This window comes from Arthrobacter sp. BGA-UO-ETr-C19, assembly GCF_059568005.1.
The window spans coordinates 171,684-195,672 of record NZ_JCAQPC010000023.1 but is presented as its reverse complement, the minus strand read 5'-3'; the positions used below and the strand labels follow the sequence as shown (position 1 = coordinate 195,672).

Below are 23,989 nucleotides of genomic sequence, written 5' to 3'. Positions count from 1 at the left end.
CCCCAACAGATCAAAGGAAGTTCAATGCAGAATTCCAACATCAGCAGGCGGGCCATCCTCCTGGCCGGCGGCGCAGCCGGTCTCGCCGCCGCACTGGGCCTCGCCGCGTCGGGGCCGGCAGCAGCTACGGACCCGCCCGCCCAGCCCGGCACCACCGAAATCATCGACCTGGGACCGGCGGTAGTCCAGTTCTCACTGATGAGTTCGGTCCTGGTCGGCGACATCGTCTACATCGGTTCCCGCAACCTCGATCCCGTCCGCATCGTCGCGTTCCACGTGCCCACGGGCAAGGTACTCGGCGAGACCGTACTGGACACGGGCTACAGCATCCAGGCCCTGGCGGCTGATTCCACAGGCCGCTACCTGTACGCCGGCGTCCTCCAAAATGCCGTCGGTACCCTGCCGAACCTTTACCGCTGGGATCTGGCCAGCCTGTCCACGAAGGCAGCGCCGATCGGCCGCATCGGTGACCGCGACGTGCGCGACCTCAGCGTCGCACCAAACGGCCGCCTGTACGCGGTGGGCGGCGGAAGCGCCAGCAAGCCGGCTTTGTGGGAGTACGACCCCGCGACCGGCCAGGTCATCAGCCTGGGGATCCCCGACGCGGGCGCTACGCTGGCGCGGGCGGTTGCGGCCACCGACACCACGGTCTTCTTCGGCGCCGGCAGCACCCTCGGTGGCGGCGGGAGTGCAGGCCGGGCGTGCCTCTGGGCATACAGCCGCGCCACCCAGACCTTCACACAGGTCACGCCCACGGAGATGCTGGCCGATCCAAGCATCCGGGAACTGGCCATCCTCGGAGACAAACTACTGGTTAGCTCCGCCGCGTCGACCCAACAGTCGAAGGTGGCCCTCATGGACCTTGACAACCCCGTCTCTTATTCCGTGGCGACGTCCATCGGCAAGACCGCCAAGAACTTCACCAGCATCGGCGGGCACGTGTACTTCGCCAACGAGTCGGGCGTGTGCATGTACTCCGCGGCTTCGAACTCAATTTCGCAGCTAACGCTCAATGGTCCGGACCTCGGAGAAATCTGGGGCGTGGACGCCCGCGACAACAAGATCCTTGCCACCTCGGGCTACGGCTTCGTGGCCGAGATCGACCCCGGCACAGGAAGGATGGCCGTCAACGACCTTGGCGAGGCCGGCGCCTCCGCCACTCCCCAGACGGTCATGGGCATCGCGGCGGGCGCCGGATTCGTCTACGCCGGCGGCAACGGCGTGATCGCCCGCCACTCGCCCGCCACCGGCGAAGTGGTCAACCTGCAGTCCCAGGGCGAGGCCAAGGACGCCGTCATTGTGGACGGCGTCCTCTACACCGGCCAGTACAGCTCGCAGGGCATCTGGACGTACGATCCGCTCAGCGGCCAGCCGATCCACCAGGCCGCCGACTTCCCCGGTGCACAGAACCGGCCGCTCGACGTCTGCTGGGACGACGTCAACAGGCTCGTCCTGGTGGCTGCCCAGTCGGACACCGAAGGCGGCGGATCCTTCTGGACCTACGATCCCGCCACCGGGGCCAAGCAGTGCTTCATCAACCCGGTCGACAACCGCCAGCTCCTGCGCGCCGTAGCCACCCGCGACGGCATTGCCTACCTGGGCGGCGGCCTCCCCACCCTAGACGGCCCGGGCACGGTCGTCGCCTTCGATCCGGCCGCCGGCACGGAGCTCTGGCGGATTGAACCCGGGATGGGGGCAGGCATTGCCGCCCTCGCCGTCCAAGGCCGGAACCTGTATGGGCTGACGCGCAAGGGCGGGATCTTCATCGTCGACCTCCCCAAGCGCAAAGTGGTGCACCAGGCGGACATCAGCACCCGGTCCTATGGATTCGGCGCCCTGGTGGCAAACCGCGGCGCGGTCTACGGCGTCTCGGACACCACCGTGTTCCGCTTCGACCCCAGAACGTTCGAGGTAGCCACCGTACTCGCGGACACCAATGGCGGCTGGTACAGCGGATCCCACATCACCAACGATGAGGCGGGTTACCTCTACACCCTGCGCGGCCGCAACCTCATGCGGATCAACGACCATCCCAGGATGTAGGGAACCCAGAACAGCCCCGCTTCCAAAAAGGAAGCGGGGCCGTTCTCGCATGGGAATGCGTCAGCTGGCTGAGGCCGGCTCCAGGGCGCCAGCCTCCGCCGTCGCAACCCCGCCTGCGTGCGGCTCGAAGCGGACGAACATGGCCTTGAAGCCGGGGGTGTTGGACACGCGGGCCACGTTTTCCTTGTGGACCAGGGCGTTGGCTTCGGGGAAGTACGCCGCGGCGCAGCCCTTGGCCGTCGGGTAGGCCACCAGGCGGAACTTCTCGGCGCGCCGGTCCGTGCCCTGGAAGGTGCTCACCACGTCCACGAGGTCGCGGTCCTTGAAGCCCTGCTCGGCCAGGTCCTCCGGGTGCACCAGGATCACGCGGCGGCCGTCGGAGATCCCGCGGTAGCGGTCGTCCAGGCCGTAGAACGTGGTGTTGTACTGGTCGTGGCTACGGATCGTCTGCAGCACCAGGTGGCCCTCCGGCGGCGTCAGGTACTCCAGTGGGCTGACCGTAAAGCGGCCGCGGCCGATGTCCGTTTTGAACGAACGGGTGTCGCGCGGCGGGTTGGGCAGCACAAAGCCGTTCTTGGTCCGGACCCTGGCGTTGAAGTCCTCAAATCCAGGCAGGACGCGGGCGATGTGGTCACGGACCACGTCGTAGTCCTCAGCCATGGCCTTCCAGTCCACCGAATGGTCCGGCCCGAACGTGGCCTCGGCCATCCGTGCCACGATCACCGGCTCGGCGAGCAGGTGCTCGGAGACCGGGGTCAGCCTTCCCTGGGTGGAGTGGACCACGGACATGGAGTCCTCCACGGACAGGAACTGGGCACCCTTGGGGTGCTTGTCGTCCTTGTCCGTCCGTCCCAGCGTGGGAAGGATCAGCGAGGTGCGGCCGTGCACGATGTGCGAGCGGTTGGGCTTGGTGGAGATATGGACGGTGAGCCCGATCCGCTGCATTCCGGCTTCCAGCGTCTCCGTGTCCGAACACGCCAGCGAGAAGTTTCCGCCCATGGACACGAACACGTCCACCTCGTCGCGCTCGAACGCCTCCATGGACTCCACTGCGTCATGGCCGTGGTGCCGCGGCGACTGGATGCCGAACTCATTGTCGAGGGCTTCGAGCAGCCATTCCTTCGGCTTCTCCCAGATGCCCATGGTCCGGTCGCCCTGGACGTTGGAGTGTCCGCGCACCGGGCACGCGCCGGCACCGGGCTTGCCGAAGTTGCCCTGCAGCAGCAGGACGTTGACCATTTCCTTGATCGTATCCACCGAATGCGGCTGCTGGGTGACGCCCAGCGCCCAGCAGAAAATGGTGGCCTTGGACGCCACCAGCATCCCGGCCACATCCTCGATCTGCTGCCGGCCCAGGCCGGTGGCCCGCTCCGTCTCCTCCCAGTCCACATCGCGGCGGGCTTCGACGTACGCGTCGAAGCCGTCGGTCTGCGCGTCAATGAAGGAACGGTCGACGACGGTCCCCGGGTTTTGCTCTTCAGCCTGCAGCAGCAGGTGGCCGAGGGCCTGGAACAGGGCGAGGTCGCCGCCCACCTTGATCTGCAGGTATTCGTCGGCCAGCGGCGTGCCGCCGCCCACCACACCGGAAAGCGTCTGCGGATCGCGGAAGTTGAACAGGCCGGCCTCGGGCAGCGGGTTCACCGCCACCACCTTGCCGCCATTGTCCTTGCATTCCTTCAGCGCGGACAGCATGCGCGGATGGTTGGTGCCGGGGTTCTGCCCCACCACGAAGATCAGCTCGGCGTCGTGGATGTCGTCCAGGGATACCGTGCCCTTGCCGATGCCGATGGTCGGGTTCAGTGCCGAACCGGAGGACTCGTGGCACATGTTGGAGCAGTCCGGCAGGTTGTTCGTGCCCAGCGACCGGGCGAACAGCTGGTACATGAACGCCGTCTCGTTGGCCGTGCGGCCCGAGGTGTAGAAGACACAGCGGTCCGGCGTGCTGGCCCGGATGTGCTCGCCGATCAGCTCGAACGCATCCGCCCAGGAGATCGGCGAGTAGTGCGTCTCCCCTTCCCGGATGACCACCGGTTCGCTGAGCCGGCCCTGGTTGCCCAGCCAGTACTCGGTCTTTTCGGACAGCTCGGCGATGGAATGCTTCGCCCAGAACTCCGCCCCCACGGTCCGCAGGGTGCTCTCCTCGGCCACCGCCTTGGCACCGTTCTCGCAGAACTCGGCGGCCTTGCGCTTCTTGTCCGACTCCGGCCACGCACAGCCCGGGCAGTCAAAACCGCCGCGCTGGTTGAGCCGCAGCAGCGACTGCGCCGTGCGGGTCACGCCGGCCTGCGCCACGGCGCGTTCCAGCGCCACCATCACGGCCTTGACGCCGGCGGCTTCGGTCTTCGGCTTGTGGACTTCGAGCTCGTCCTCGTTGATGTCCGCGACGGGGGCGGGCTGCTTCCCGAACTTCATTGTTCCAACTTCCTTACCGCTGTATTCGTGCCTGAACTGACTCGCCACTAAGGCGCGCCAGGCATTCCTGGCGCGCCTTAGGTGTGCGATCTTGTCTTTCTTCTTACTGTGCCACCTTGGCGAGGGTTTCGCGTTCGGCGGCGATGGTGGTGTTCTCCCCGTGTCCGGTCCTGACGGTTGTGTCCGGTGGGAGGGTGAGGAGGCGTTCACGGATGGAGGCCAGGATGGTGGGGTAGTCGCTGTAGGAGCGTCCGGTCGCGCCGGGTCCGCCGTTGAACAAGGTGTCCCCGGTGAACACGGTGTTCTCGCTTTCCAACAGGAAGCAGGTGGAGCCCGGTGAGTGGCCCGGCGTGTGGATCGCCTTCAGCACGGCCCCTGCGACTTCGAACTCGTCCCCGTCCGCGATGCCCTTATCGGGGGTGGTGCCGGGGTAGACCTGTTCCCAGAGGACCTGGTCCTCCGGGTTCAGGTGGATCTCTGCACCGACGGCCTGGGCGAGTTCGCGGGCGGCGCCGATGTGGTCGTTGTGCGCGTGCGTGAGCAGGATCGCCTTCACCTTCCGGCCCCGGACCTGGTTGATGATCGCGGCGGCGTCGTGCGGGGAATCAATAATCACGCACTCCTGTTCGTCACCGACGATCCAGACGTTGTTGTCCACATCCCAGGTCCCGCCGTCCAGGGAAAACGTGCCCGAGGTGACCAGGTTCTCGATTCTGACACTCATACGGACGCCCCCGCAGTCGTGGCAGCCGTTGCCGCGGCCGGCCGGGCAGCCGCTGCTGTGGAGGATCCCGCGGGCTGGATTTCAACAACTGAACGCAGGACCTTGCCGTCGTGCATCTTGTCGAAGGCTTCCTCGACCTGGTCGATGGTGATCCGTTCGGACACGAACGCGTCCAGGTCCAGGTTCCCCTGCCGGTAATGGGAGACCAGCATCGGGAAATCCCGGGACGGCAGGCAGTCCCCGTACCAGGAAGACTTCAACGACCCGCCCCTCCCAAACACATCCAGCAACGGCAACTCCAACTGCATTTCCGGGGTCGGCACACCCACCAGGACCACACGCCCGGCCAGGTCACGGGCATAGAACGCCTGCTTGTACGTCTCCGGGCGGCCGACCGCCTCAATCACCACATCGGCGCCGTTCCCGCCCGTCAGCGCCCGGATCGCCTCCACCGGATCGGCCTCGCGGGAGTTCACCCCGTGCGTCGCACCCAGGGACTTCGCCATCTGAATCTTGTTCTCGTCAATGTCCACGGCGATGATCGTCGTCGCCCCGGCCAGCTTCGCGCCCGCGATCGCCGCGATGCCCACCCCGCCGCAGCCGATCACGGCCACCGACTCGCCGCGCTTGACCTCACCGGTGTTAATCGCCGCACCAATCCCGGCCATCACCCCGCACCCCAGCAAACCGACAGCGGCAGCATCGGCGTCGGGATCGACCTTCGTGCACTGACCCGCAGCGACCAGGGTCTTCTCCGCGAACGCCCCGATCCCCAACGCCGGAGACAGCACCGTGCCATCCTCCAGGGTCATCTTCTGGGACGCGTTCGCCGTGTTGAAACAGTACTGCGGCTGGCCCTTCGCGCACGCCCGGCACTGCCCGCACACCGCACGCCAGTTCAGGATCACCCGGTCACCGGGAGCCACCTCCGTCACACCCTCACCCACCGCGGAGACCACACCGGTCGCCTCATGACCCAACAGATACGGGAACTCATCCCCGATCCCGCCCAGCTTGTAATGCAAATCCGTATGACACACCCCGCACGTCAGCACATCCACCAACGCCTCCCCCGGCCCCGGATCCGGCACCAGAATCGTCTCCACCGACACCGGAGCATCCTTCGCCCTGACAACAACTGCCTTCACTCTATGAACCATAAAATCTCGTTCCTTTCCTGAGCCGGGGGGCCCTTTGGCTACGGCACCTCAGCCAAATCTAACCGACTTGCTGCGGTTCGAGATCCCCGTCCCGAGGACCGGACAGTCCGCTTGCCGTGCTGCTGCTGTCGATGGGGGCGGGCGGCTCCTGCACGGGCACCGGGGATGCGGCGGCGTGCACTGTGGCATGCTCCGCGAGAATGCCCGTCTGGTGCCTGATCTTTAGGCGGTAGAGCAGGGCCCCGCCGCCGGTGACGGCGGCGACGAAGAGGACCCCGCCCCACTGCAGGTACCACTCGAACGGCGGCACCGAGTTGTAGATTTCAGGGCGCGGCCAGATCAGGTTCAGGGTCATGGCGCCGCCCCACAGAACCGCGAGGATGTTCACGGGCAGCCCCCATTTGCCCATGCTGAAACCGGCCTCGGAGTGGTCGCCGGCGCCCGGCCACTTCTTCAGGAGGCGCTTGCGCAGCATGGGGACCGTGACCAGCAGGTAGGACATGTAGATCAGGACAATGCTGATGCTGGACAGAATCGTGAAAATCGCCGGCTGCATGACGTTGACCAGCAGCGGGATGACGGCCAGGACGCCGATCACGATGGCCGCAATCGTGGGGGTCTTGCGGACCGGGTCCACCTTGCTGAGCTGGCGGCTGAACGGGAGGTTGTTGTCCCGCGCCATGGCGAACATCATGCGGATGGCAGCGGCGTGCACGGCCAGCGTGCAGACCACGACGGCCACCACGATGCACACGAGGAAGGCCTTGCCGAAGGGGCCGCCCAGGACGGAGAGCACGATGTGCTGCAGGCCGCCGTCGGCCGCGCCGATCTTGGGGTCGGTAAGGTCCGGAGCGGCCAGGATGCCGAAGAGCAGGATCAGCCCGCCCAGCAGGAAGGACGCGGTGACAGCGCGCAGGATGGCCTTGGGGGCGGTGCGCTTCGGGTCCTTCGTTTCCTCGCCCAGGGAGCTGGCGGTGTCGAAGCCGTACATGACGTAGCCGGACGCCATCGCGCCGATGAGGAACACGCCGAAGAAGCCGAGGTCGTGGCCCTCGCCGAAGCCGGCCGTGTCGAAGAAGACCTCGGGTCCCCGCACCACATGCCAGCCCAGCGCAAGGATGAGCAGCACGGCCGCGACCAGCTCAACGAACACGCCGATGCTGTTGATCCGGGTCATGAGCTTCACACCGAACGCGTTTATGAGGGTGGAGATGGTGATCATGATGGTGGCGAGCAGAACCCCGTTGAGGGCAAAGTCGTAGGTGCCGGTGCCGTCGCCGACGATCTGGAATCCGGACCAGAGCTGCGGCAGGGTGATCTGCAGGGCGAGCGCCACGGACCCCAGCGCCATGATGGAAGACAGCAGCAGCAGCCAGCCGGCAAGCCAGGCCGAGGTGCCGGAGGCGAGGCGCTTGGCCCAGTTGTAGACCGAGCCTGCCACGGGGTAGCGGCCTGCCAGTTCGGCAAAGCACAGGGCTACCATCAACTGGCCGACGAAAACGATGGGCCATGACCACGCGTACGCCGGGCCGGCCATGGAGAAACCAAAGTAGAACAGTTGAAAAACACCGGTGAGGATGGAGATGTAGCTGACGCCTGCGGCGAAGCTGGCGAACTTGCCGATGCTCCGGTCCAGGGTCTGGGCATAGCCGAACTCGTCCATGCCGCTTGAATCAGTACTCTTGCTGGGTTCCAACATCTGAACTCCTAAGTCAGAAAAGCACGATGGTGATGACCCGCGGCCGCCTTTGGACGCGGGTAACACTACACGCAGTTGATACTGCGCGCAGGTGAAACCGGCGGCCGGGCACCGCGCTGCAGCGCCCGGCCGTCTCCCCCAAAGCTGATGCCTAGCCGGCCGCGCCAGCCCCCGTTTCCCCGGGGGTTTCCCCGGGAGCTGAGCCGAACCATCCGCTCGGGGCGGGTGCGATGTTCTGCCAGATGTGCTTGGCTTCGCGGTACTCGGCCAGCCCGGCCTGGCCGAGCTCCCGGCCGATCCCGGACTTCCCGAAACCGCCCCATTCCGCCTGGGGGACGTACGGGTGGTAGTCGTTGATCCACACCGTTCCGTGCCGGAGGGCGCCCGCGACGCGCTGCGCCTTCGACGCGTCCGACGTCCACACCGCTCCGGCCAGGCCGTACTCGGTGTCGTTCGCGATCGCGACGGCCTCGGCCTCGGTCCGGAACGTCTCCACGGTCAGCACCGGGCCGAACGATTCCTCCTGCAGCACGGTCATCCCCGAGCGGCAGTTGCCGAGCACGGTGGGCGGGTAGAAGAAGCCGTCCGCGAGCGGACCGTCGTCGGGGATGTAACCGCCGCACAGCAGCTCTGCGCCTTCCGCGATCCCGGCCTGGACGTAGGCGTGCACCTGATCGCGGTGCCTGGCGGAGATGAGCGGCCCGGTCTCGGCGTCAGCGTCGAACGGTCCACCCATCCGGATCTTCTTCGCCCGTTCGACCACCTCGGCCACAAAACGCCCGGCGATCGTCTCCTCGACGACGAGCCGTGCCCCTGCCGAGCAGACCTGGCCGGAGTGCAGGAACACTGCGGTCAGGGCGTTGTCGACGGCGGCATCCCAGTCAGCGTCCGCGAAGACGACGTTGGGGTTCTTCCCGCCGAGCTCGAAGGCGACGCGCTTCACGGTTTCGGCGGCGGCGGCCATGATCGTTTGCCCCGTGGCCAGGCTCCCTGTCAGGGATACGAGGTCGACGCGCGGATCGGAGCTGAGCGGGCCGCCCACCTTGGACCCGGATCCCGTGACCAGATTCGCCACGCCGGCCGGAACACCGGCCTCTGCGAGGGTCTCCATGAGCAGGATCGAGGTCGACGGCGTGAGCTCGCTGGGCTTGAGCACGAACGAGTTCCCCGCGACGAGTGCCGGCGCCACCTTCCACGCCGCCTGGAGGAGCGGGTAGTTCCACGGCGCAATGAGCGCGCAGACCCCGAGCGGCTCGTACACCACGCGGCTGATCGCATCCGCCCGGCCGGTGTCAATGACACGGCCGGCGTCGAGCCCCGCCACCTTGCCGTAGTACCGGAAGCACGCGGCGATGTCGTCCATGTCGTACTCGGCCTCCACGAGCCGCTTACCCGTGTCGAGCGCCTCGGCCCGCGCATAGGCCGCCTTGTCCCGCTCAAGGAGGTCCGCGACGCGGAGCATGACCGCACCGCGCTCGATGTCCGTGAGACGGCGCCACGGGCCGTCGTCGAACGCGGCCCGTGCACTGGCGATCGCCCGCTCCGCGTCCTGCACTGTCGACGAGGCCACGACAGCCACCTCACGCCCGTCCGCCGGGCAGCGCACAGTGGTGGTCCCGCCGTCGGACGCCTCTTGCCAGGCGCCGTCGATGTACAGGCCGCGGGCGAGCTCCAGTTGGGTATCGATCGTTACGCTCATGCCCCTAGCCCTTCGCCGCTGCGGCTGCTGCTACTGGCACGGATCCGCCGCGTTCCAGCGGGCTCACGCCGTGCCGGTAAAACTCGGCATGCTGGGGCGCGAGCGGCGCCTTGCCGGCGATCAGGTCGGCAGCCTTTTCGGCAAGCATCATCACCGGGGCGTAGATGTTGCCGTTGGTGACGTACGGCATGGCCGAGGCGTCCACCACGCGGAGGCCGCGGGTGCCGTGCACGGTCATGTCCAGCGGGTTCACCACGGCCATGGGATCGGAGTCCGGGCCCATCTTCGCGGTGCAGGACGGGTGCAGCGCCGTCTCGGCGTCGCGGGCAACCCAGTCAAGGATCTCCGCGTCGGTCTGGACGCTCCGGCCGGGGGAAAGCTCGCCGCCGTTGAAGGGTCCCATGGCGGACTGGCCCAGGATGTCGCGGGCAACGTGGATGGCCTCGACCCATTCGCGGCGGTCCTGCTCGGTGGAGAGGTAGTTGAACAGCATCGACGGGTGCACCGTGGGATCAGTGGACTTGATCTTCAGGCTGCCGCGGGCGTCGGAGTACATGGGGCCGATGTGCACCTGGTAGCCGTGCTTGGCGTCAGCCTTCTGGCCGTCGTAGCGGACGGCGACCGGGAGGAAGTGGAACATGAGGTTGGGATACGCCACGTCCTCGTTGGAGCGGACGAAGCCGCCGCCCTCAAAGTGGTTGGTGGCGGCCGGACCCTTCCGTCCCAGCATCCACTGCAGTCCGATCAGCGGATAGCGCCAGAGGTCCAGGGCGGGCTGCATGGAGACCGGCTGGGTGCAGGCGTGCTGGATGTAGACCTCGAGGTGGTCCTGGAGGTTTTCGCCGACGCCGGGCAGGTTCACCACGGAGTTGATGCCCAGCGAGTTCAGGTGGGCCGCGTCGCCCACGCCGGAGAGCTGCAGCAGCTGCGGGGTGTTGATGGCACCGCCGGCCAGGATCACTTCACCCGCGGTCACCTGGTGGGTTTTGCCGTTGCGGCGGTAGGTGACGCCGGTAGCCACATTGCCCTTGAAGTTGACCTTGGTGACGAGCGCACGGGTCAGGACGGTCAGGTTCTTCCGGCCGAATTCAGGCCGCAGGTAGGCGCGGGACGCGGAGAGCCGCTGGCCCTTGTGGACGTTGCGGTCGAACGCCGCGAAACCCTCCTGGCGGTAACCGTTGACGTCGTCGGTCAGGGGGTAGCCGGCTTCCTGGGCGGCGGCGAAGAAGGCCTGGAACAGCGGGTTGGTGGCAGGGCCGCGCTCCAGCACCAGCGGGCCGGAGTGTCCGCGCAGTTCATCGTCGGGGTCGGCGGCCAGCGCGTTTTCCATCCGGTTGAAGTACGGGAGGCAGTGTGCGAAGTCCCACGTTTCCATCCCGGCGTCGGCGCCCCAGCGCTCGTAGTCGAGCGGGTTTCCGCGCTGGAAGATCATGCCGTTGATGGAGCTCGAGCCGCCCAGGACCTTGCCGCGGGCGTGCGCCACGCGCCGGCCGCCCATGTGGGGCTCGGGATCTGACTCGTAGCGCCAGTCATAGAACGGGTTGCCGCTGGGGAAGGTCAGCGCGGCGGGCATCTGGATGAAAAGGTCCCAGGGGTAGTCGCTCCGTCCGGCCTCGAGAACCAGGACGCTGCTCTGGCCCCCGTCGCTCAGGCGGTTGGCAAGAACGGAACCTGCGCTTCCGCCGCCGACGATGACGTAGTCGTAGTTGGTCTGTGTCATGCAAAATCTCCTTCTACCTGGTGCAGATCAACCGCCGGGGGCGGGTTGTCCTTCATCCGGGAGCTGGCGATACGCCATGGTGCCCCGGAACGTAATTGGGTGGTCTTTAAGCCGGCGTGGGGATTGACGGGATGGCCAGGGAGTTGCTGCGAGTGAGGTTTTCCCTGGGCCCGAACCGGGAACTGTGGCCCGAACCGAAAGTCGCGCATGAAACGCCTTTATTTCCGCGGGACCCCGTTTGTGTGGTGTAGGTCATACACATGCAGAGTAGTCCACCTTGAACAAGTGTTCAAGGTTAAAACTGAACCGATGTTCAAGATTTTTTGGCGCAGTTTGCCGAAGGGCCGTGCTGTGCTTGTTTGGCTGGGGCCCAGATCCGCTACGCGGCGAAGGCGATCTGCTCCGTGCGGGCGATGCTCCTCATGATGGATGCCTCGTCGACGCCAAGGAGCGCCGTTAGCCACATCCCGTTTTGAACGACGACGATGTCAGCCGCCCGCTCCCTGCATTCATGGCCGGAAAGCTCGGGTTTGGCGTTCCCTATCAGCGCCGCGAGCCCATCGAGATACCGCTCAAACGCAGCCGCATTTATCAGCGCAAAGTCTTCATGGGCTTGCGCGAGTGCCCAAAGGTGGAGGCGCAGGGACAGGTGTTGCGTGGTCAGCAATTCCGGGTCCGCAACGCGGCGGAGGGCTTTCTGGAGCTGTTCGTCCGGGGCCGATGCCGGGTCGGGCGCAACGAGCTTAAGATCGCGCTCGTCAATCCGGTGCAGGGCCGCACGGATCAGGCTCGACTTGTCTTCGTAGTAGTAATTGACTAGCCCCAGTGCGACCCCGGCTTCGCGGGCCACAGCGCGCATGTTTACGCCTGAGATGCCGTGGCGTGACAGCAGGCCCAGCACCGCTTCGAGAATGCGCTCCTGCCGGTCAACCTGTTCGCCGGAGTTCACGGTGCTTGTATCCATTTGGCCAGAATATGGCGAAACCCGGGATGGTGCATCTGCCGTCCGGGCGACGGCCAATTCCGGTCAGGGGCGCGGCGCGCCCCTGAATGTGACGCGGGCGTCCAGGCCCGGGGCGCCGGGCCTGGCTTCGAGGGACGCCGCCGCGCCGCTGGCGTCGGCGAGCTGCTGGACAATGGCCAGGCCCAGGCCGCTGCCGTCGGACGTCGACTGGCCCCGCCAAAAGCGGTTAAACGCCCGGTGCCGGTCCTCCTCGGAAAGCCCCGGACCGTCGTCGAGCACGTGAAGCTCGTAAGCGCCAGAGGCGCCGTCCGGGCGGACCACGAGGCGGATCTCCGAGTCCGGCGGCGCCACGGCCAGGGCGTTGTCGATGAGGTTGTCGATGATCTGTTCCGCCGCGCCGGGCATGGCCACGACCCTGGCCTCCGGAACGGCGTCCAGGATTGTCCGCACTCCGCTTTCCTCGGCCAGCGCCTCCCACTGCTCCATGCGGTTCCGGGCGATCTCGCTGAGGTCCACGTCCTCCCGTGCAACGTGCCGGCTGTCCGCCCGGCTCAGGAGGAGCAGGCCGTCGATGATGCGCTGCAGCCGGTACGTCTCCTCCAGTGAGTCGGCCACCATGACGCGCGCGCCGTCGGGATCGTTGCCGACGGCGTCCACCGCGTTCTCCAGCCGCAGCCGCAGTCCCGTCAGCGGGGTGCGAAGCTGGTGCGACGCGTCGCTGGCAAATCCGCGCTGCTGCTGCAGCAGGTGCTCCAGCCGGTCCGCCATCTGGTTGAAGGACCGGGCCAGGGTGCGCAGCTCCGGCGGGCCCTGCTCCTCCTCGGTGCGGGTGGCGAGGTTGCCTTCCGCCAGCAGTTCGGTGGCCTTCTGCAGCCGCTTGATCCGCCTGGTCACGGCGCCGGCCATCAGGTAGGCCAGCAGCCCGGCGAGTAGCACGGTGGTGCCCGCCACCGCCCACATCACCCTCAGCTGCCCGGACACGCGGTCGTCCACCACCGATGCCGGATACGTCAGGCGCACGGCACCGGTGATGTTCTCGCCGCTGAGGACGGGAACCGTGACGTACACCAGATCGAATCCCAGGGTGTCCGAGTGGCGTTGGCCGGAGGTGATCTGACCGGCGAGCGCGGCGGAAATTTCGGGGCGCGAAAGGTAAGAGGACCCGGTGGACGACTGGTCGTCGTCGGACGTTGCCACCGCTGTGCCGGCGCGGTCCACCACCACCACGCGGGCCCCGCTGGCGCGTCCGTAATCGCGGACGGCGGTGGCCACCGTCCCGGGCGCGGGACCTCCGGTCTCAAGCAACTGCCGTGCCCGTCCGCTGAGCAGGAAGGCATCGCGTTCGAGCGAGGTGGCCAGGCGGTCGCGTTCCACCCGGACGAGATAGCTGCCCAGCGGAATGTCCTGCACCAACACCACGAGTAGGGTGATGGCCATGAACGCGCCAATCAGCCGCCACCTCATCCGGGCACATCCAGCCTGAATCCGACGCCGCGCACCGCCTCAATCCAGCGGGGGTCGCCGAGCTTCTTCCGGATTGCGGCGACATGCGCATCCAGGGTCTTGGTGGTTCCGTACCAGGTGCCGTCCCACACCGCGCGCAGAATGTCGCTGCGCTGGCACACTGCGCCGGGGTCCTCAGCCAGGTAATAGAGGAGCTCGAACTCCTTGGCGGTGAGGTGGATTTCGGCGCCGTGCACCAGGACCCTGCGTGAGCGCAGGTCAATGCTCAGCGTGCCGATCACGCGCGTGCCGTCGGCCGGCGGAGCGGTCTCGGACTGCGGGTCGGCCGTGCGGCGGGCCACGGCGCGGATCCGTGCAATGAGTTCCCGCATTCCGAACGGCTTCACCAGGTAGTCGTCAGCCCCCAACTCCAGCGCCAGCACGCGGTCGATCTCCTCGTCGCGGGCACTGACAACGATGATCGGCGTCGTGGTCAGGGAGCGGATGGAACGGCAGACGTCTGTGCCGTCCATGTCCGGCAGCCCCAAATCAAGGAGCACGAAGTCAGGGTTGGAGCGTCGGACCTCGGCGAGCGCCCCTGCCCCGTCGGCGACGTGCCTGGCCTGGAAGCCGGCCCTGGTCAGGCCCTCCAGCACGCCTGCGGCCACCGATTCGTCATCTTCAACCACCAGGATCTGCATATCCGATTATCTTCCGGCCGGAACGGTGCCGCGGCGGATAGCCACGGCGTGAACAGCGTACTTCTCCGAGCTTTGACAATTCTTGGCCCATCGAGGGCCCCCAGCCACCCCCTGCCTCCCCCAACGCTGCCTCAGGTCCTGCAGGAAAACCCCGAACCCTTCCTCAGATCCTGCAGGAAAACCCCAAACCCATCCTCAGGTCCCGCAGGGAAAGCCCAAACCCTTCCGCACCGATTGCGGGAGCGTCCGCCAAAAGACTGCGAAAGCCGAGGAAGGGTCTGTCGAAAGGCGGCAAGAGCTGAGGAAGCGTCGACACCTGCCAAGCTCAACCCCTGCTGTAGTCTCTTGACACCGGCGGACCTGCTCGGCTTCACTATTACGTATGCTGAAATAACAGTTCCATGATGCGGAACTCGCTGCTCCCAAGCGGGGTGGCGATCACCGGGAGAGTATCCGGTCCTCCGCATAGCCGTCACCATGGATGCCAGCAGACGCTTGAGGATCACAACGTGAAGCTTGCCGAATTCAATGCCGCGGACAGGGACGCTGCCCACGCAGTCCTGCGTCCCTGCATCGACGTCCCGCGCTGGGTGGACCAGATCGCCGCTGCGCGCCCGTTCGCGTCCCGCCAGGAGCTCCTCGACGGAGCCCGGGCCGCTGCCGCCCCGTTCACCCCGGAAGAGGTGGAAGGCGCCATGGCGCACCACCCGAGGATCGGCGAACGCCCCGCCGCGCAGACCACGGAGGCCGCCATGTCCCGGTCTGAACAGGCAGGCGTGGACCCGGCGGACACTGAGGTGGCCGACGCCCTGGCGCGCGGCAACCGCGCGTACGAAGAAAAGTTCGGCCGGGTCTTCCTGATCCGCGCCGCCGGACGCACCGCGCCCGAAATCCTGGCAGCGCTAAACGAGCGCCTGGCCAACACCCCGGCGCAGGAAGACGCCATCGTCGCGCAGCAGCTGCGGGAAATCGCGCTGCTCCGCCTGGAGGGAGTGATCAGCGAATGAGCGTTTCCCACGTGACAACCCACGTCCTGGACACCGGCGCCGGACGCCCGGCGGCGGGAATCGCCGTCGTGCTTTACGCGAACGACGGCGGCAGCTGGACAAAGCTGGGCACCGGCACCACCGATGCGGACGGCCGCGCGAAGGACCTGGGACCGGAGGTCCTGGCCCCCGGGAACTACCGGCTCAACTTCGCCACCGGCGACTACTACGCCCAGCAGGGCGGCACCACATTCTTCCCGGAGGTGGACCTGGTCTTCGAGGTCACGGGCACCGAGCACTACCATGTGCCGCTGCTGCTGAGCCCGTTCGCCTACTCCACCTACCGCGGCAGCTGAAAGGAGACAGCATGCGGCTGATGCGCATTGGCCCGGCGGGCCAGGAAATTCCGGTGGTCATCGACGACGCCGGCCAGGCCTACGACCTGCGTCCGGTCACCCAGGACATTGACGGGCACTTCCTGCAGGCCTGGACCGGCCAGCTGCCGGACCTGGACCTGGCCGGCCTTCCCCGGGTGACCCTCGACGGCAAACGGATCGGTGCGCCGATCGCCAGGCCAGGCGCCGTGATCGGCGTGGGACTGAACTACGCAGCGCACGCCGCAGAATCCGGCCTGCCAGTGCCGGAGCGTCCCATCATCTTCTTCAAGCACCCCAACACTGTGGTTGGCCCCGACGACGACGTCGTCATCCCGCCCGGGGCGCAGCGGGTGGACTGGGAGGTGGAGCTGGGCGTGGTCATCGGCCGGCGCGCCAGCTACCTGGCATCCGACGCCGAGGCGGCGGACTGCATCGCGGGCTACGTCCTGTCCAACGACGTCTCCGAGCGCGAGTACCAGCTGGAACACTCCGGGCCGCAGTGGTCCCTCGGCAAGTCCTGCCCCACCTTCAACCCGGTGGGGCCATGGCTGGTGCCCGCCGCAGCGGTGCAGGCGGACGATATCCGTCTCGCGTCCTGGGTCAATGACGAGGTCCGGCAGGACAGCTCGACGGCGGACATGGTCTTCGGGCCGGCAGAACTGGTCCGCCGGCTTTCGCAGTACATGGTGCTGGAGCCTGGCGACCTCATCACCACCGGCACCCCGGAGGGCGTGGCACTGTCCGGCCGCTTCCCCTACCTGAAAGCCGGGGACGTCATGCGGATGTCAGGCGGGGACCTCCTGGGCGGGCAGCGGCAGCGGCTGGTGCAGGCCTGAGCAGGCTGAACCCGCTGGGGCAGGCCCGCGGCCGGGATGACAGTAGGCTAGATGGCATGTCTTCCGACCACCCCACCCCCGAACGGCGCGAAGTTCCCGAACGGCGCGAGATCACAGTCCGGCGCGCCCCCAAGTATGTTCCCTTCCTGATTCTGGGCGGGCTGGTGGGCTTCGCCGCGGCGGCAGTCATTGCGTATGCCCTGCCCGGCGATGCCAGCTACGACCGCGGCGCCGTGTACGGCTTCTTCATGGTGCCGTGTGCCGCGGCCGGTGTGATTCTCGGCGCAGTTGCCGCCCTGGTGCTGGACCGGGCAAGCGTGCGCCGCGCCCGCCGGGGCGTGGTGGAAGCCGTGCCGGAAGCGGAGCATTCTGCCGAAGGCACGGCACCAGCCTCGCATCCAGCCACAGAATCGGGCACCGAACCCCGCACTGCCCCGGAACAGACCACGGACGACGGCGAGCCCGGCCAGCAGTCATAATCCGGCGGCCGGAAATTCCTTACCTCATGACGTGAGATAATCGACCAGTGGCACGCGGCGATGGAAAACTTTCTCATGATCTTCTCCCTGGCGAAAAAGGCCCGATGGACGCTTGCGGCGTCTTCGGAGTCTGGGCACCAGGTGAAGAAGTAGCAAAACTTACCTACTACGGGCTGTACGCGCTGCAGCACCGCGGTCAGGAGTCGGCTGGTATAGCCACCAGCGACGGCAAGCGGATCAATGTCTACAAGGACATGGGCCTCGTGTCCCAGGTCTTCGACGAGACCACGCTTAACACCCTGACCGGGCACCTGGCCGTGGGCCACTGCCGCTACTCCACCACCGGAGCCAGCCACTGGGCCAACGCGCAGCCGACGCTCGGGGCTACCGCCACCGGCACGGTGGCCCTGGCGCACAACGGCAACCTCACCAACACCGCCGAACTCAACGCCATGATCCATGAGCGCAACGGCGGCCAGCTCAGCGGCGAAATGAAGCAGGGCAACACCTCCGACACCGCCCTGGTGACGGCTCTCCTGGAGGGTGAAGAGGGCAAGACCCTCGAACAGACCGCCATCGAGCTGCTGCCCAAGATCCGCGGCGGCTTCTGTTTCGTGTTCATGGACGAAGGCACCCTGTACGCGGCCCGCGACACCTTCGGCATCCGCCCGCTGGTCCTCGGCCGGCTGGAGCGCGGCTGGGTGGTGGCCTCCGAGCAGTCCGCCCTGGCCACCGTGGGCGCCAGCTTCATCCGGGAGATCGAGCCCGGCGAATTCATCGCGATCGACGAGCAGGGCGTGCGGTCCCAGCGCTTCGCAGAGCCGACGCCGGCCGGCTGCGTTTTCGAGTACGTCTACCTCGCGCGTCCCGACGCCGCGATCGCCGGCCGGTCCGTGTACGAATCCCGCGTGGAGATGGGCCGCCAACTGGCCCGCGAAAACACGCAGGAAGCGGACATCGTCATCCCCGTCCCCGAGTCCGGCACCCCCGCCGCGGTGGGCTACGCCGAGGAATCCGGTATCCCGTTCGCCCACGGCTTCGTCAAGAACTCCTACGTGGGCCGCACGTTCATCCAGCCCTCGCAGACGCTGCGCCAGCTGGGCATCCGGCTGAAGCTCAACGCCCTGGAGTCCGTGATCCGCGGCAAGCGCGTGGTGGTGGTCGATGACTCGATCGTTCGCGGCAACACGCAGCGCGCGATTGTGCGGATGCTCCGCGAAGCCGGCGCCGCCGCCGTCCATGTCAAGATTTCCTCCCCGCCGGTCCAGTGGCCCTGCTTCTATGGCATCGACTTCGCCTCCCGGGCAGAGCTCATCGCCAACGGCGCCACCATCGAGGAGATCTCCCAGGCCATCGGTGCCGATTCACTGGCATACATCTCCGAAGACGGCATGATCGGCGCCACCCAGCAGCCCCGCGAACGGCTGTGCACGGCATGCTTCACGGGCAAGTACCCCATCGAGCTGCCCGGGTCCGACAAGCTCGGCAAGAACCTTCTGGAGCGCACGGACCTGGGCGGCCTGCCTGCTTCGTCCGCCGCGGCTCCGGCCGCCGGTTCGCCAGAGAACGCTGCCGCCGACGCCGCCATCGAACCGGCTGCCGCCACCCCCGGCAACCCGGACAGCATCCCCGTGACCGAGGACCCCGCGGAAAAGCCGGGCGCCACGGGCTGTGACCCGGGACCGGATTCCGAATTCGAGAACCTGCTCACCGATGCCGACCGCGTGCCCGATCTCCACCACGACGCTGCGACCGTCGGCGCTGACAAGAAAGAGTCCCTATGACTTCCGCTTCCTCCACTGCTGACATGAATGCTGCCCAGAACAACACCGGCATCACGTATGCGGCCGCCGGTGTGGACGTCGAGGCCGGCGACCGCGCCGTCGAGCTTATGAAGGACGCCGTCAAGGCGACCCACAACGCATCGGTGATTGGCGGCGTCGGCGGTTTCGCCGGCCTGTACGACGTCTCCAGGCTCCTCACGTACAAGAGGCCCCTGCTCGCCACGTCCACGGACGGCGTGGGCACCAAGGTGGCCATCGCCCAGGCCATGGACATCCACGACACCATCGGCTACGACCTCGTGGGCATGGTGGTTGACGACATCGTGGTGGTGGGCGCCGAACCGCTGTACATGACCGACTACATCGCCTGCGGCAAGGTGGTTCCGGAGCGGATCGCGGACATCGTCCGCGGCATCGCCGCCGCCTGCTCGGTGGCCGGCACCGCGCTGGTGGGCGGCGAAACGGCCGAGCACCCCGGCCTGCTGGGCGAACACGAGTACGACGTCGCCGGCGCCGCCACCGGCGTGGTGGAAGCCGACGCGCTGCTCGGACCGGACCGCGTCCGTGCCGGCGACGTGGTGATCGGCATGGCCTCCTCCGGCCTGCACTCCAACGGCTACTCGCTGGTCCGGCGCGTCATCAACCACGCCGGCTGGGCGCTGGACCGCCAGGTGTCCGAGCTCGGCCGCACGCTGGGCGAGGAACTGCTGGAACCCACCCGCGTCTACGCCGCCGACTGCCTGGACCTCGCCCGGGCCTTCCCGGTCACCGCGGACAAGGCTGTGCACGGCTTCAGCCACGTCACCGGCGGCGGACTGGCAGCCAACCTGGCCCGCGTGCTGCCGCAGGGCCTCGTGGCCACCGTTGACCGCTCCACCTGGGAGCTGCCCGCCATCTTCAAGCTTGTCTCCGAGCTGGGCCGCGTGCCGCTGCCCGACCTGGAGCGCACGCTCAACCTCGGCGTCGGCATGGTCGCCGTGGTCTCCGCCGAAGCTGCAGACGCCGCCGTGGCCCGCCTGAACGAGCGCGGACTGCCGTCCTGGATCATGGGTGCCGTCAGCGCCGATTCCGACGCCGTGGTCAAGGCCGGGCCGGACTACGTGCAGGGTGCCAAAGGCGTGGACGGCGGCGCAGTCCAGCTGGTCAACGCCTACGCCTAGCTAAAAGAGCGAGAGTGCTCCCCACCGTCGGGTGGGGAGCACTTGGCGTTTAAGGGCGGCTGGGCCCACGCCGGCAGGGTTCCCTGGCCGAGCTTGCGAGGCGAGGGGGCCGGTGGGGACTAAACCTCCAGGACGCTGAACACACCGCCCTGGGGGTCCTTCAGGGTGGCGATGGTGCCGGCGTCGTCGTCGAACTCCGGCTCCACCAGCACCTCGGCTCCGGCAGAGACGGCCGACAGCACTGCTTCCTTGACGCTGGAGACGCCGAAGTAGACCTGCCAGCCGCGGCTGCCGGGTTCACCGTCCCCGTCCTCCTCCGGAGCAGGGGCGATGCCCGCCACCTCTGCGCCGTTCACCACCAGCGTGGTGTAGGTTCCGCCGTCGTCCTGGGGGTATTCGGTCACCTCGTGCCCGAACAGCTGCTGGAAGAATCCGACGGCGGCCTGCGGCTCGGGTGTGATCAGTTCGGCCCAGGCGAACGCGCCGGGCTCGTTGTGCCGCCCGCTGCCCGGGTGGGTACCGGCCTGCCAGACGCCGGTGGCGCCGCCGCCCGGCGGCTCCACGAACACCATGGTTCCGGTGTCCCCGATGTCCTCCGGCCCGAACTGCACCGTGCCGCCGGCGTGGCTGGTTTCCTCCGCGGTGGACCGGGCGTCATCCGTGGCGAAGTAGACGTTCCACTGCGCGGGCTGCTCCGAGTCACCCTGCTGCGGCTGCGGTGCCACGGTCGCGACGAGGTCGTCATCCAGGAAGGCCTTCGCGTAGCTGCGGCCGTCCGGAGTTGGCAGGTCCTCGTAGCGCCATCCGAACACGGCGGCGTAGAAGGACTTGGCGGCGGCCACGTCCGGCGTCTGGACGTCCGCCCAACAGAGCTCTCCGAGGCTGTACCCGCTGCGCTGAACCATGCGTCCGTACCTTTCGTTGGCTGGGTTTCCTTCAGCCTAATTCCTCTAGGCGCCGGCGTGCACGGCCCGCCCGGTGAAGGCGACGAGCCGCTCCAGGCTGCCGGCGGTCTCAGCCACCTGCTGGGCGGGAGCGAAGCTGCCGCCGGCCCGCACCTGCTCGCTGATGGTCTGCTGGGCGAGTACCTCCACATAGTCGGTCAGGGCGTCGGCAACGCTGAGGTCCTCGCCGAGCGCGTTGCTGAAGTCCCAGGCGTGAACCAGGAACTCCAGGTTGAGGATGGAGGCCACCATGGTGGCGGGCAGTTCTGCGAAGCCCATGTCCACCGTCCCTTCCAGCCCCCGCCGGTAGAAGGCTTCCAACACGGGCTGGGCGAGGTCGGCAATGCGGGCCTCGGGCGCCTTCGCGGCGTCGTCGGAGACCTGCACGCCGAGCGCCTGGCCGATGCCGCTGATGGAGCCGGCCACATGGTCCAGGAGCTGGCCGGCGTTGTAGTCGGCGCAGGGGGTCTGGGTTTCGAGGTCGGCCGGAGTGACGGAGCGCAGCACGCGCTGCAGCACTGCCAGGGTGGCATCCGCAGCAGTGAGCTCGTTGATCGGGTCCGGCGCCGCCGCCCACTCGTCAGCGCCGGCATCGCCTGCCGCGCCGGCCGCAACCAGCCGGTCCAGGTAGTGGTTCCACCCTTCGGCGTGGGCTGCTTCCTGCTGCTCGCCGAGGCCGGCATGGGTCAGGCGGACGGAAGTGCCGCCGTCGACCGGCTCAAGCATGAGGGACACCACCGAGTCCGACGGAGCCATCTCCTGGCTCTGCTCCCAGCCCCAGGTGAAGACGAGGCGCTTTCCGGGTTCAATTTCCGTAAACGTACCGGTGGCGTGGTGCCCGGGGGTGACGGTCCACCGGTATTCGCCGCCGACCCTCAGGTCGACGCGCGCGGCGACGGTCTGCCACCGGCGGAGCCGCTCCGGCTGCGTGATCAGCGCAAACGTCTGATCGAGGTCCAGCGGAACGAGTACGGTCTTGTCGAAAGTCATGATTTTTCCTTTGACGTGGGAAGTTCGGATTTGGAGAGTTCGTTGGCTTCTGCAACCAGCAGGTCCAGCTCATGGGTCCAGAACTGGTCAAATAACCGGCGGAGTTCGTTCATGCCCCTCGGATCGGGCCTGTAATAGCGGTTCCGGCCCTCCTTGCGCGCGGACACCAGCCCGGCCTGTTCGAGCAGGAGAAGGTGCTGCGAGATGGCGGATCTGCTCACGGTGAAGTCGCGCGCCAGTTCGGTCACGGTCTTCTCACCGCCCGCCAGCAGCTGCAGCAATCGGCGCCGGTTCGGCTCGGCCGCGATTTCGAGGGGATCTAGCACGGTTAATACGTTAGCGATGACTAACGCATTTGGTCAAGGCTTCCCCTGCAACGGATGCGGAAACACAAAAGGCCCGTTGGGCACGCCAAAGACTGGCGTGCCCAACGGGCCTGATAACTGTGGCGGCACCGGACCTACCCCTGCGGCCAAATCTCTGGCTATGACCCGATGTCCGGGTCAGGCAGGGAAACGGGCAACCCGAATGCGGGAAATACCCAGGAGGTGCACGACGGCGGCGTTCAGCCAACTGCCTTACGGCAGTTCAGCAGGAACGACTAACCGATACGACGGCTGTCTACCTCGTCGTCGTCTTCATCCAAATCGTCCGCGTACTTATCCACGTAGGCTGAATAGTCCGGCTCGACCGGTTCATTCGCGAAATGGCTCGTGGCACGACTTCCCGGACCCGTGAGCTCGCGCTGTAGGGCCGAATAATCAGTGTTCGGGGAGTAGTACTTGATGTCCCGAGCCTGCTTGGTAGCTTTTGCCTTTTGACGGCCGCGCCCCATGGCGTGACCCCCTTTTGTACTTGGACCGGAGGTGGTCACCTTTGGCGATCGGTGAGGCCCCGGAATGTTTGGTCAATTTGTCGTACCCCTAGATTACATGCTTTCGGCGGCATCTGCTTGCCACGCGGGCCGCCGGGGGCACCCGCAGCCCGCTTCTCCGCGGCAATCCGGGGCTCGCAGGGATTTTTTGTTCGATAGAGTCTCCTGAACGACTGAATTAAGCGGGCATGGGAATCCGGCAACCGGCCGCCAGGGCCACACCGCGGAAACGCATTGATACCGGATCCTCACCGCCGAGCGAACGCCAGGAAGGGGTGCCGCCCCCATATGAATGACAACGATCCCAGCCGCGACGGGGAACGCGGGCAGGTCCGCTCGCTCGCCGTGCAGCCCGGGCCGGCTGAGGCCAAATCAGCCGAGTCGAAACAAACCCAACCCGGTGTTGCCCGGCTCGAAAGCCTCCTCGGCTCGATCCGCTCCCGCCTCGCGCAGAGCGAGGTCCGGCAAACCCTGCTCAAGGCCGGTTTTGTCGTTGCGCTGCTTGTGGCGGGCGGCCTGCTCGTGTGGCTCCTGACGTCACTCCTCGCCAGTGCCACCATGCAGGCCGCCAACCGGCCCGAGGCAACGGCTGCGCAGGCCTCCCCCGCCCCGCCGGCGGTCTCACCCCGACCCAGCCTGCCCCTGGCCAACGTGGGCCCGCTGGACTTCCGGGTAGGCGACTGCTTCAAGGACTTCGACCCCGAGGCATCCAAGTCCACCGTGGTTGCGTGCACCTCCGACCATTCCGCCCAGCTGGTGGCGGTCACCCATTACGCTGACGGTGACGCCTACCCGGGCCGGGACGCCCTGAAGACAAGGGCCAGGGAGACCTGCCAGACGGCGGCCCTGACGGAAAAGTCCAACGCCTACAACCTGAACTACCGTCTCGCCTACCCGAGCACGGCCAGCTGGGCCAAGGGCGACCGCCGCGTGGACTGCTACGTCACCGCGTCGGGCAACGTCATCAAGGCAAGCCTGCTCCCGTAGCTCCCTG

General features: G+C 67.1%; 21 protein-coding genes. 8 read left to right on the top strand and 13 right to left on the bottom strand.

The genetic code is table 11. The features are described 5' to 3' along the window. The first annotated feature begins 24 nt into the window (after positions 1-24). Complete coding sequence (locus AC57BR_RS17050; protein ID WP_496362639.1) at positions 25-2,043, top strand: outer membrane protein assembly factor BamB family protein; 2,019 nt, start codon at positions 25-27, stop codon at positions 2,041-2,043. A 60-nt stretch (positions 2,044-2,103) separates the two neighbouring features. On the opposite strand, the gene AC57BR_RS17045 is transcribed toward AC57BR_RS17050, so the two are convergent. From AC57BR_RS17045 to AC57BR_RS17005, 9 genes are all read right to left on the bottom strand, one after another. Beyond that, positions 2,104-4,455 (bottom strand): FdhF/YdeP family oxidoreductase, encoded by a 2,352-nt coding sequence (locus AC57BR_RS17045; protein WP_496362637.1) that lies wholly within the window; start codon positions 4,453-4,455, stop codon positions 2,104-2,106. 103 nt (positions 4,456-4,558) lie between these two features. Next, positions 4,559-5,179, bottom strand: coding sequence for an MBL fold metallo-hydrolase (locus tag AC57BR_RS17040; protein ID WP_496362635.1), 621 nt, complete (start codon positions 5,177-5,179; stop codon positions 4,559-4,561). Next, positions 5,176-6,339: an S-(hydroxymethyl)mycothiol dehydrogenase gene (locus AC57BR_RS17035; protein WP_496362633.1), complete on the bottom strand. Its 1,164-nt coding sequence runs from the start codon at positions 6,337-6,339 to the stop codon at positions 5,176-5,178. The genes AC57BR_RS17040 and AC57BR_RS17035 overlap by 4 nt, the downstream gene beginning before the upstream one ends. A gap of 58 nt (positions 6,340-6,397) precedes the next feature. Next, positions 6,398-8,038, bottom strand: coding sequence for an APC family permease (locus AC57BR_RS17030; protein ID WP_496362631.1), 1,641 nt, complete (start codon positions 8,036-8,038; stop codon positions 6,398-6,400). Between the two features lie 151 nt (positions 8,039-8,189). Next, a complete protein-coding gene (locus tag AC57BR_RS17025) occupies positions 8,190-9,737 on the bottom strand; it encodes an aldehyde dehydrogenase family protein (protein WP_496362629.1) in 1,548 nt (515 codons plus the stop codon). Positions 9,738-9,741: 4 nt separating this feature from the next. Continuing rightward, positions 9,742-11,457 (bottom strand): choline dehydrogenase, encoded by a 1,716-nt coding sequence (gene betA, locus AC57BR_RS17020; RefSeq protein ID WP_496362627.1) that lies wholly within the window; start codon positions 11,455-11,457, stop codon positions 9,742-9,744. A gap of 379 nt (positions 11,458-11,836) precedes the next feature. After that, positions 11,837-12,421, bottom strand: a complete 585-nt coding sequence (locus AC57BR_RS17015) for a TetR/AcrR family transcriptional regulator (RefSeq protein ID WP_496362625.1) — start codon at positions 12,419-12,421, stop codon at positions 11,837-11,839. Between the two features lie 63 nt (positions 12,422-12,484). Next, entirely contained in the window at positions 12,485-13,858 is a 1,374-nt protein-coding gene (locus tag AC57BR_RS17010) for a HAMP domain-containing sensor histidine kinase (RefSeq protein WP_496362623.1), read from the bottom strand. Positions 13,859-13,881: 23 nt separating this feature from the next. Beyond that, entirely contained in the window at positions 13,882-14,565 is a 684-nt protein-coding gene (locus AC57BR_RS17005; RefSeq protein WP_496362621.1) for a response regulator transcription factor, read from the bottom strand. Positions 14,566-15,074: 509 nt separating this feature from the next. Between AC57BR_RS17005 and uraD the strand changes: the two genes are divergently transcribed. The 6 genes from uraD to purM are packed head-to-tail and all read left to right on the top strand — an operon-like array spanning position 15,075 to position 20,187. Continuing rightward, positions 15,075-15,572: a 2-oxo-4-hydroxy-4-carboxy-5-ureidoimidazoline decarboxylase gene (uraD, locus tag AC57BR_RS17000; protein ID WP_496362619.1), complete on the top strand. Its 498-nt coding sequence runs from the start codon at positions 15,075-15,077 to the stop codon at positions 15,570-15,572. After that, positions 15,569-15,907 (top strand): hydroxyisourate hydrolase, encoded by a 339-nt coding sequence (uraH, locus tag AC57BR_RS16995; protein ID WP_314195716.1) that lies wholly within the window; start codon positions 15,569-15,571, stop codon positions 15,905-15,907. Before uraD ends, uraH begins: the two co-directional genes overlap by 4 nt. A gap of 11 nt (positions 15,908-15,918) precedes the next feature. Continuing rightward, complete coding sequence (locus AC57BR_RS16990) at positions 15,919-16,764, top strand: fumarylacetoacetate hydrolase family protein (RefSeq protein ID WP_496362615.1); 846 nt, start codon at positions 15,919-15,921, stop codon at positions 16,762-16,764. A 56-nt stretch (positions 16,765-16,820) separates the two neighbouring features. Next, positions 16,821-17,243, top strand: coding sequence for a hypothetical protein (locus AC57BR_RS16985; RefSeq protein ID WP_496362613.1), 423 nt, complete (start codon positions 16,821-16,823; stop codon positions 17,241-17,243). 47 nt (positions 17,244-17,290) lie between these two features. Then, a complete protein-coding gene (purF, locus tag AC57BR_RS16980) occupies positions 17,291-19,027 on the top strand; it encodes an amidophosphoribosyltransferase (protein ID WP_496362611.1) in 1,737 nt (578 codons plus the stop codon). Further along, entirely contained in the window at positions 19,024-20,187 is a 1,164-nt protein-coding gene (gene purM / locus AC57BR_RS16975; protein WP_496362609.1) for a phosphoribosylformylglycinamidine cyclo-ligase, read from the top strand. The genes purF and purM overlap by 4 nt, the downstream gene beginning before the upstream one ends. A 119-nt stretch (positions 20,188-20,306) precedes the next feature. Here the strand turns inward: purM and AC57BR_RS16970 are convergent, their stop codons facing one another. The 4 genes from AC57BR_RS16970 to AC57BR_RS16955 all read right to left on the bottom strand — a co-directional run bounded on the left by AC57BR_RS16970 (position 20,307) and on the right by AC57BR_RS16955 (position 22,956). After that, on the bottom strand, positions 20,307-21,092 hold the full coding sequence (locus AC57BR_RS16970) for a VOC family protein (RefSeq protein WP_496362607.1): 786 nt from the start codon (positions 21,090-21,092) through the stop codon (positions 20,307-20,309). A 45-nt stretch (positions 21,093-21,137) separates the two neighbouring features. Beyond that, positions 21,138-22,121, bottom strand: a complete 984-nt coding sequence (locus AC57BR_RS16965; protein ID WP_496362605.1) for a TIGR03086 family metal-binding protein — start codon at positions 22,119-22,121, stop codon at positions 21,138-21,140. Beyond that, positions 22,118-22,447 (bottom strand): ArsR/SmtB family transcription factor, encoded by a 330-nt coding sequence (locus tag AC57BR_RS16960; RefSeq protein WP_496362603.1) that lies wholly within the window; start codon positions 22,445-22,447, stop codon positions 22,118-22,120. The genes AC57BR_RS16965 and AC57BR_RS16960 overlap by 4 nt, the downstream gene beginning before the upstream one ends. 275 nt (positions 22,448-22,722) lie before the next feature. Continuing rightward, the gene (locus AC57BR_RS16955) at positions 22,723-22,956 is read right to left on the bottom strand and encodes a DUF3073 domain-containing protein (protein WP_003803040.1); all 234 of its coding nucleotides are present in this window, start codon (positions 22,954-22,956) and stop codon (positions 22,723-22,725) included. 327 nt (positions 22,957-23,283) lie between these two features. Between AC57BR_RS16955 and AC57BR_RS16950 the strand changes: the two genes are divergently transcribed. After that, a complete protein-coding gene (locus AC57BR_RS16950; protein ID WP_496362600.1) occupies positions 23,284-23,982 on the top strand; it encodes a septum formation family protein in 699 nt (232 codons plus the stop codon). The last annotated feature ends 7 nt before the right edge of the window (positions 23,983-23,989 follow it).

Coding starts and splice junctions, on each gene's coding strand:
- AC57BR_RS17050 (WP_496362639.1), top strand. CDS start 25: ATGCAGAATTCCAACATCAGCAGGCGGGCCATCCTCCTGGCCGGCGGC.
- AC57BR_RS17045 (WP_496362637.1), bottom strand. CDS start 4,455: ATGAAGTTCGGGAAGCAGCCCGCCCCCGTCGCGGACATCAACGAGGAC.
- AC57BR_RS17040 (WP_496362635.1), bottom strand. CDS start 5,179: ATGAGTGTCAGAATCGAGAACCTGGTCACCTCGGGCACGTTTTCCCTG.
- AC57BR_RS17035 (WP_496362633.1), bottom strand. CDS start 6,339: ATGGTTCATAGAGTGAAGGCAGTTGTTGTCAGGGCGAAGGATGCTCCG.
- AC57BR_RS17030 (WP_496362631.1), bottom strand. CDS start 8,038: ATGTTGGAACCCAGCAAGAGTACTGATTCAAGCGGCATGGACGAGTTC.
- AC57BR_RS17025 (WP_496362629.1), bottom strand. CDS start 9,737: ATGAGCGTAACGATCGATACCCAACTGGAGCTCGCCCGCGGCCTGTAC.
- betA (WP_496362627.1), bottom strand. CDS start 11,457: ATGACACAGACCAACTACGACTACGTCATCGTCGGCGGCGGAAGCGCA.
- AC57BR_RS17015 (WP_496362625.1), bottom strand. CDS start 12,421: ATGGATACAAGCACCGTGAACTCCGGCGAACAGGTTGACCGGCAGGAG.
- AC57BR_RS17010 (WP_496362623.1), bottom strand. CDS start 13,858: ATGGCCATCACCCTACTCGTGGTGTTGGTGCAGGACATTCCGCTGGGC.
- AC57BR_RS17005 (WP_496362621.1), bottom strand. CDS start 14,565: ATGCAGATCCTGGTGGTTGAAGATGACGAATCGGTGGCCGCAGGCGTG.
- uraH (WP_314195716.1), top strand. CDS start 15,569: ATGAGCGTTTCCCACGTGACAACCCACGTCCTGGACACCGGCGCCGGA.
- AC57BR_RS16990 (WP_496362615.1), top strand. CDS start 15,919: ATGCGGCTGATGCGCATTGGCCCGGCGGGCCAGGAAATTCCGGTGGTC.
- AC57BR_RS16985 (WP_496362613.1), top strand. CDS start 16,821: ATGTCTTCCGACCACCCCACCCCCGAACGGCGCGAAGTTCCCGAACGG.
- purM (WP_496362609.1), top strand. CDS start 19,024: ATGACTTCCGCTTCCTCCACTGCTGACATGAATGCTGCCCAGAACAAC.
- AC57BR_RS16970 (WP_496362607.1), bottom strand. CDS start 21,092: ATGGTTCAGCGCAGCGGGTACAGCCTCGGAGAGCTCTGTTGGGCGGAC.
- AC57BR_RS16965 (WP_496362605.1), bottom strand. CDS start 22,121: ATGACTTTCGACAAGACCGTACTCGTTCCGCTGGACCTCGATCAGACG.
- AC57BR_RS16955 (WP_003803040.1), bottom strand. CDS start 22,956: ATGGGGCGCGGCCGTCAAAAGGCAAAAGCTACCAAGCAGGCTCGGGAC.
- AC57BR_RS16950 (WP_496362600.1), top strand. CDS start 23,284: ATGAATGACAACGATCCCAGCCGCGACGGGGAACGCGGGCAGGTCCGC.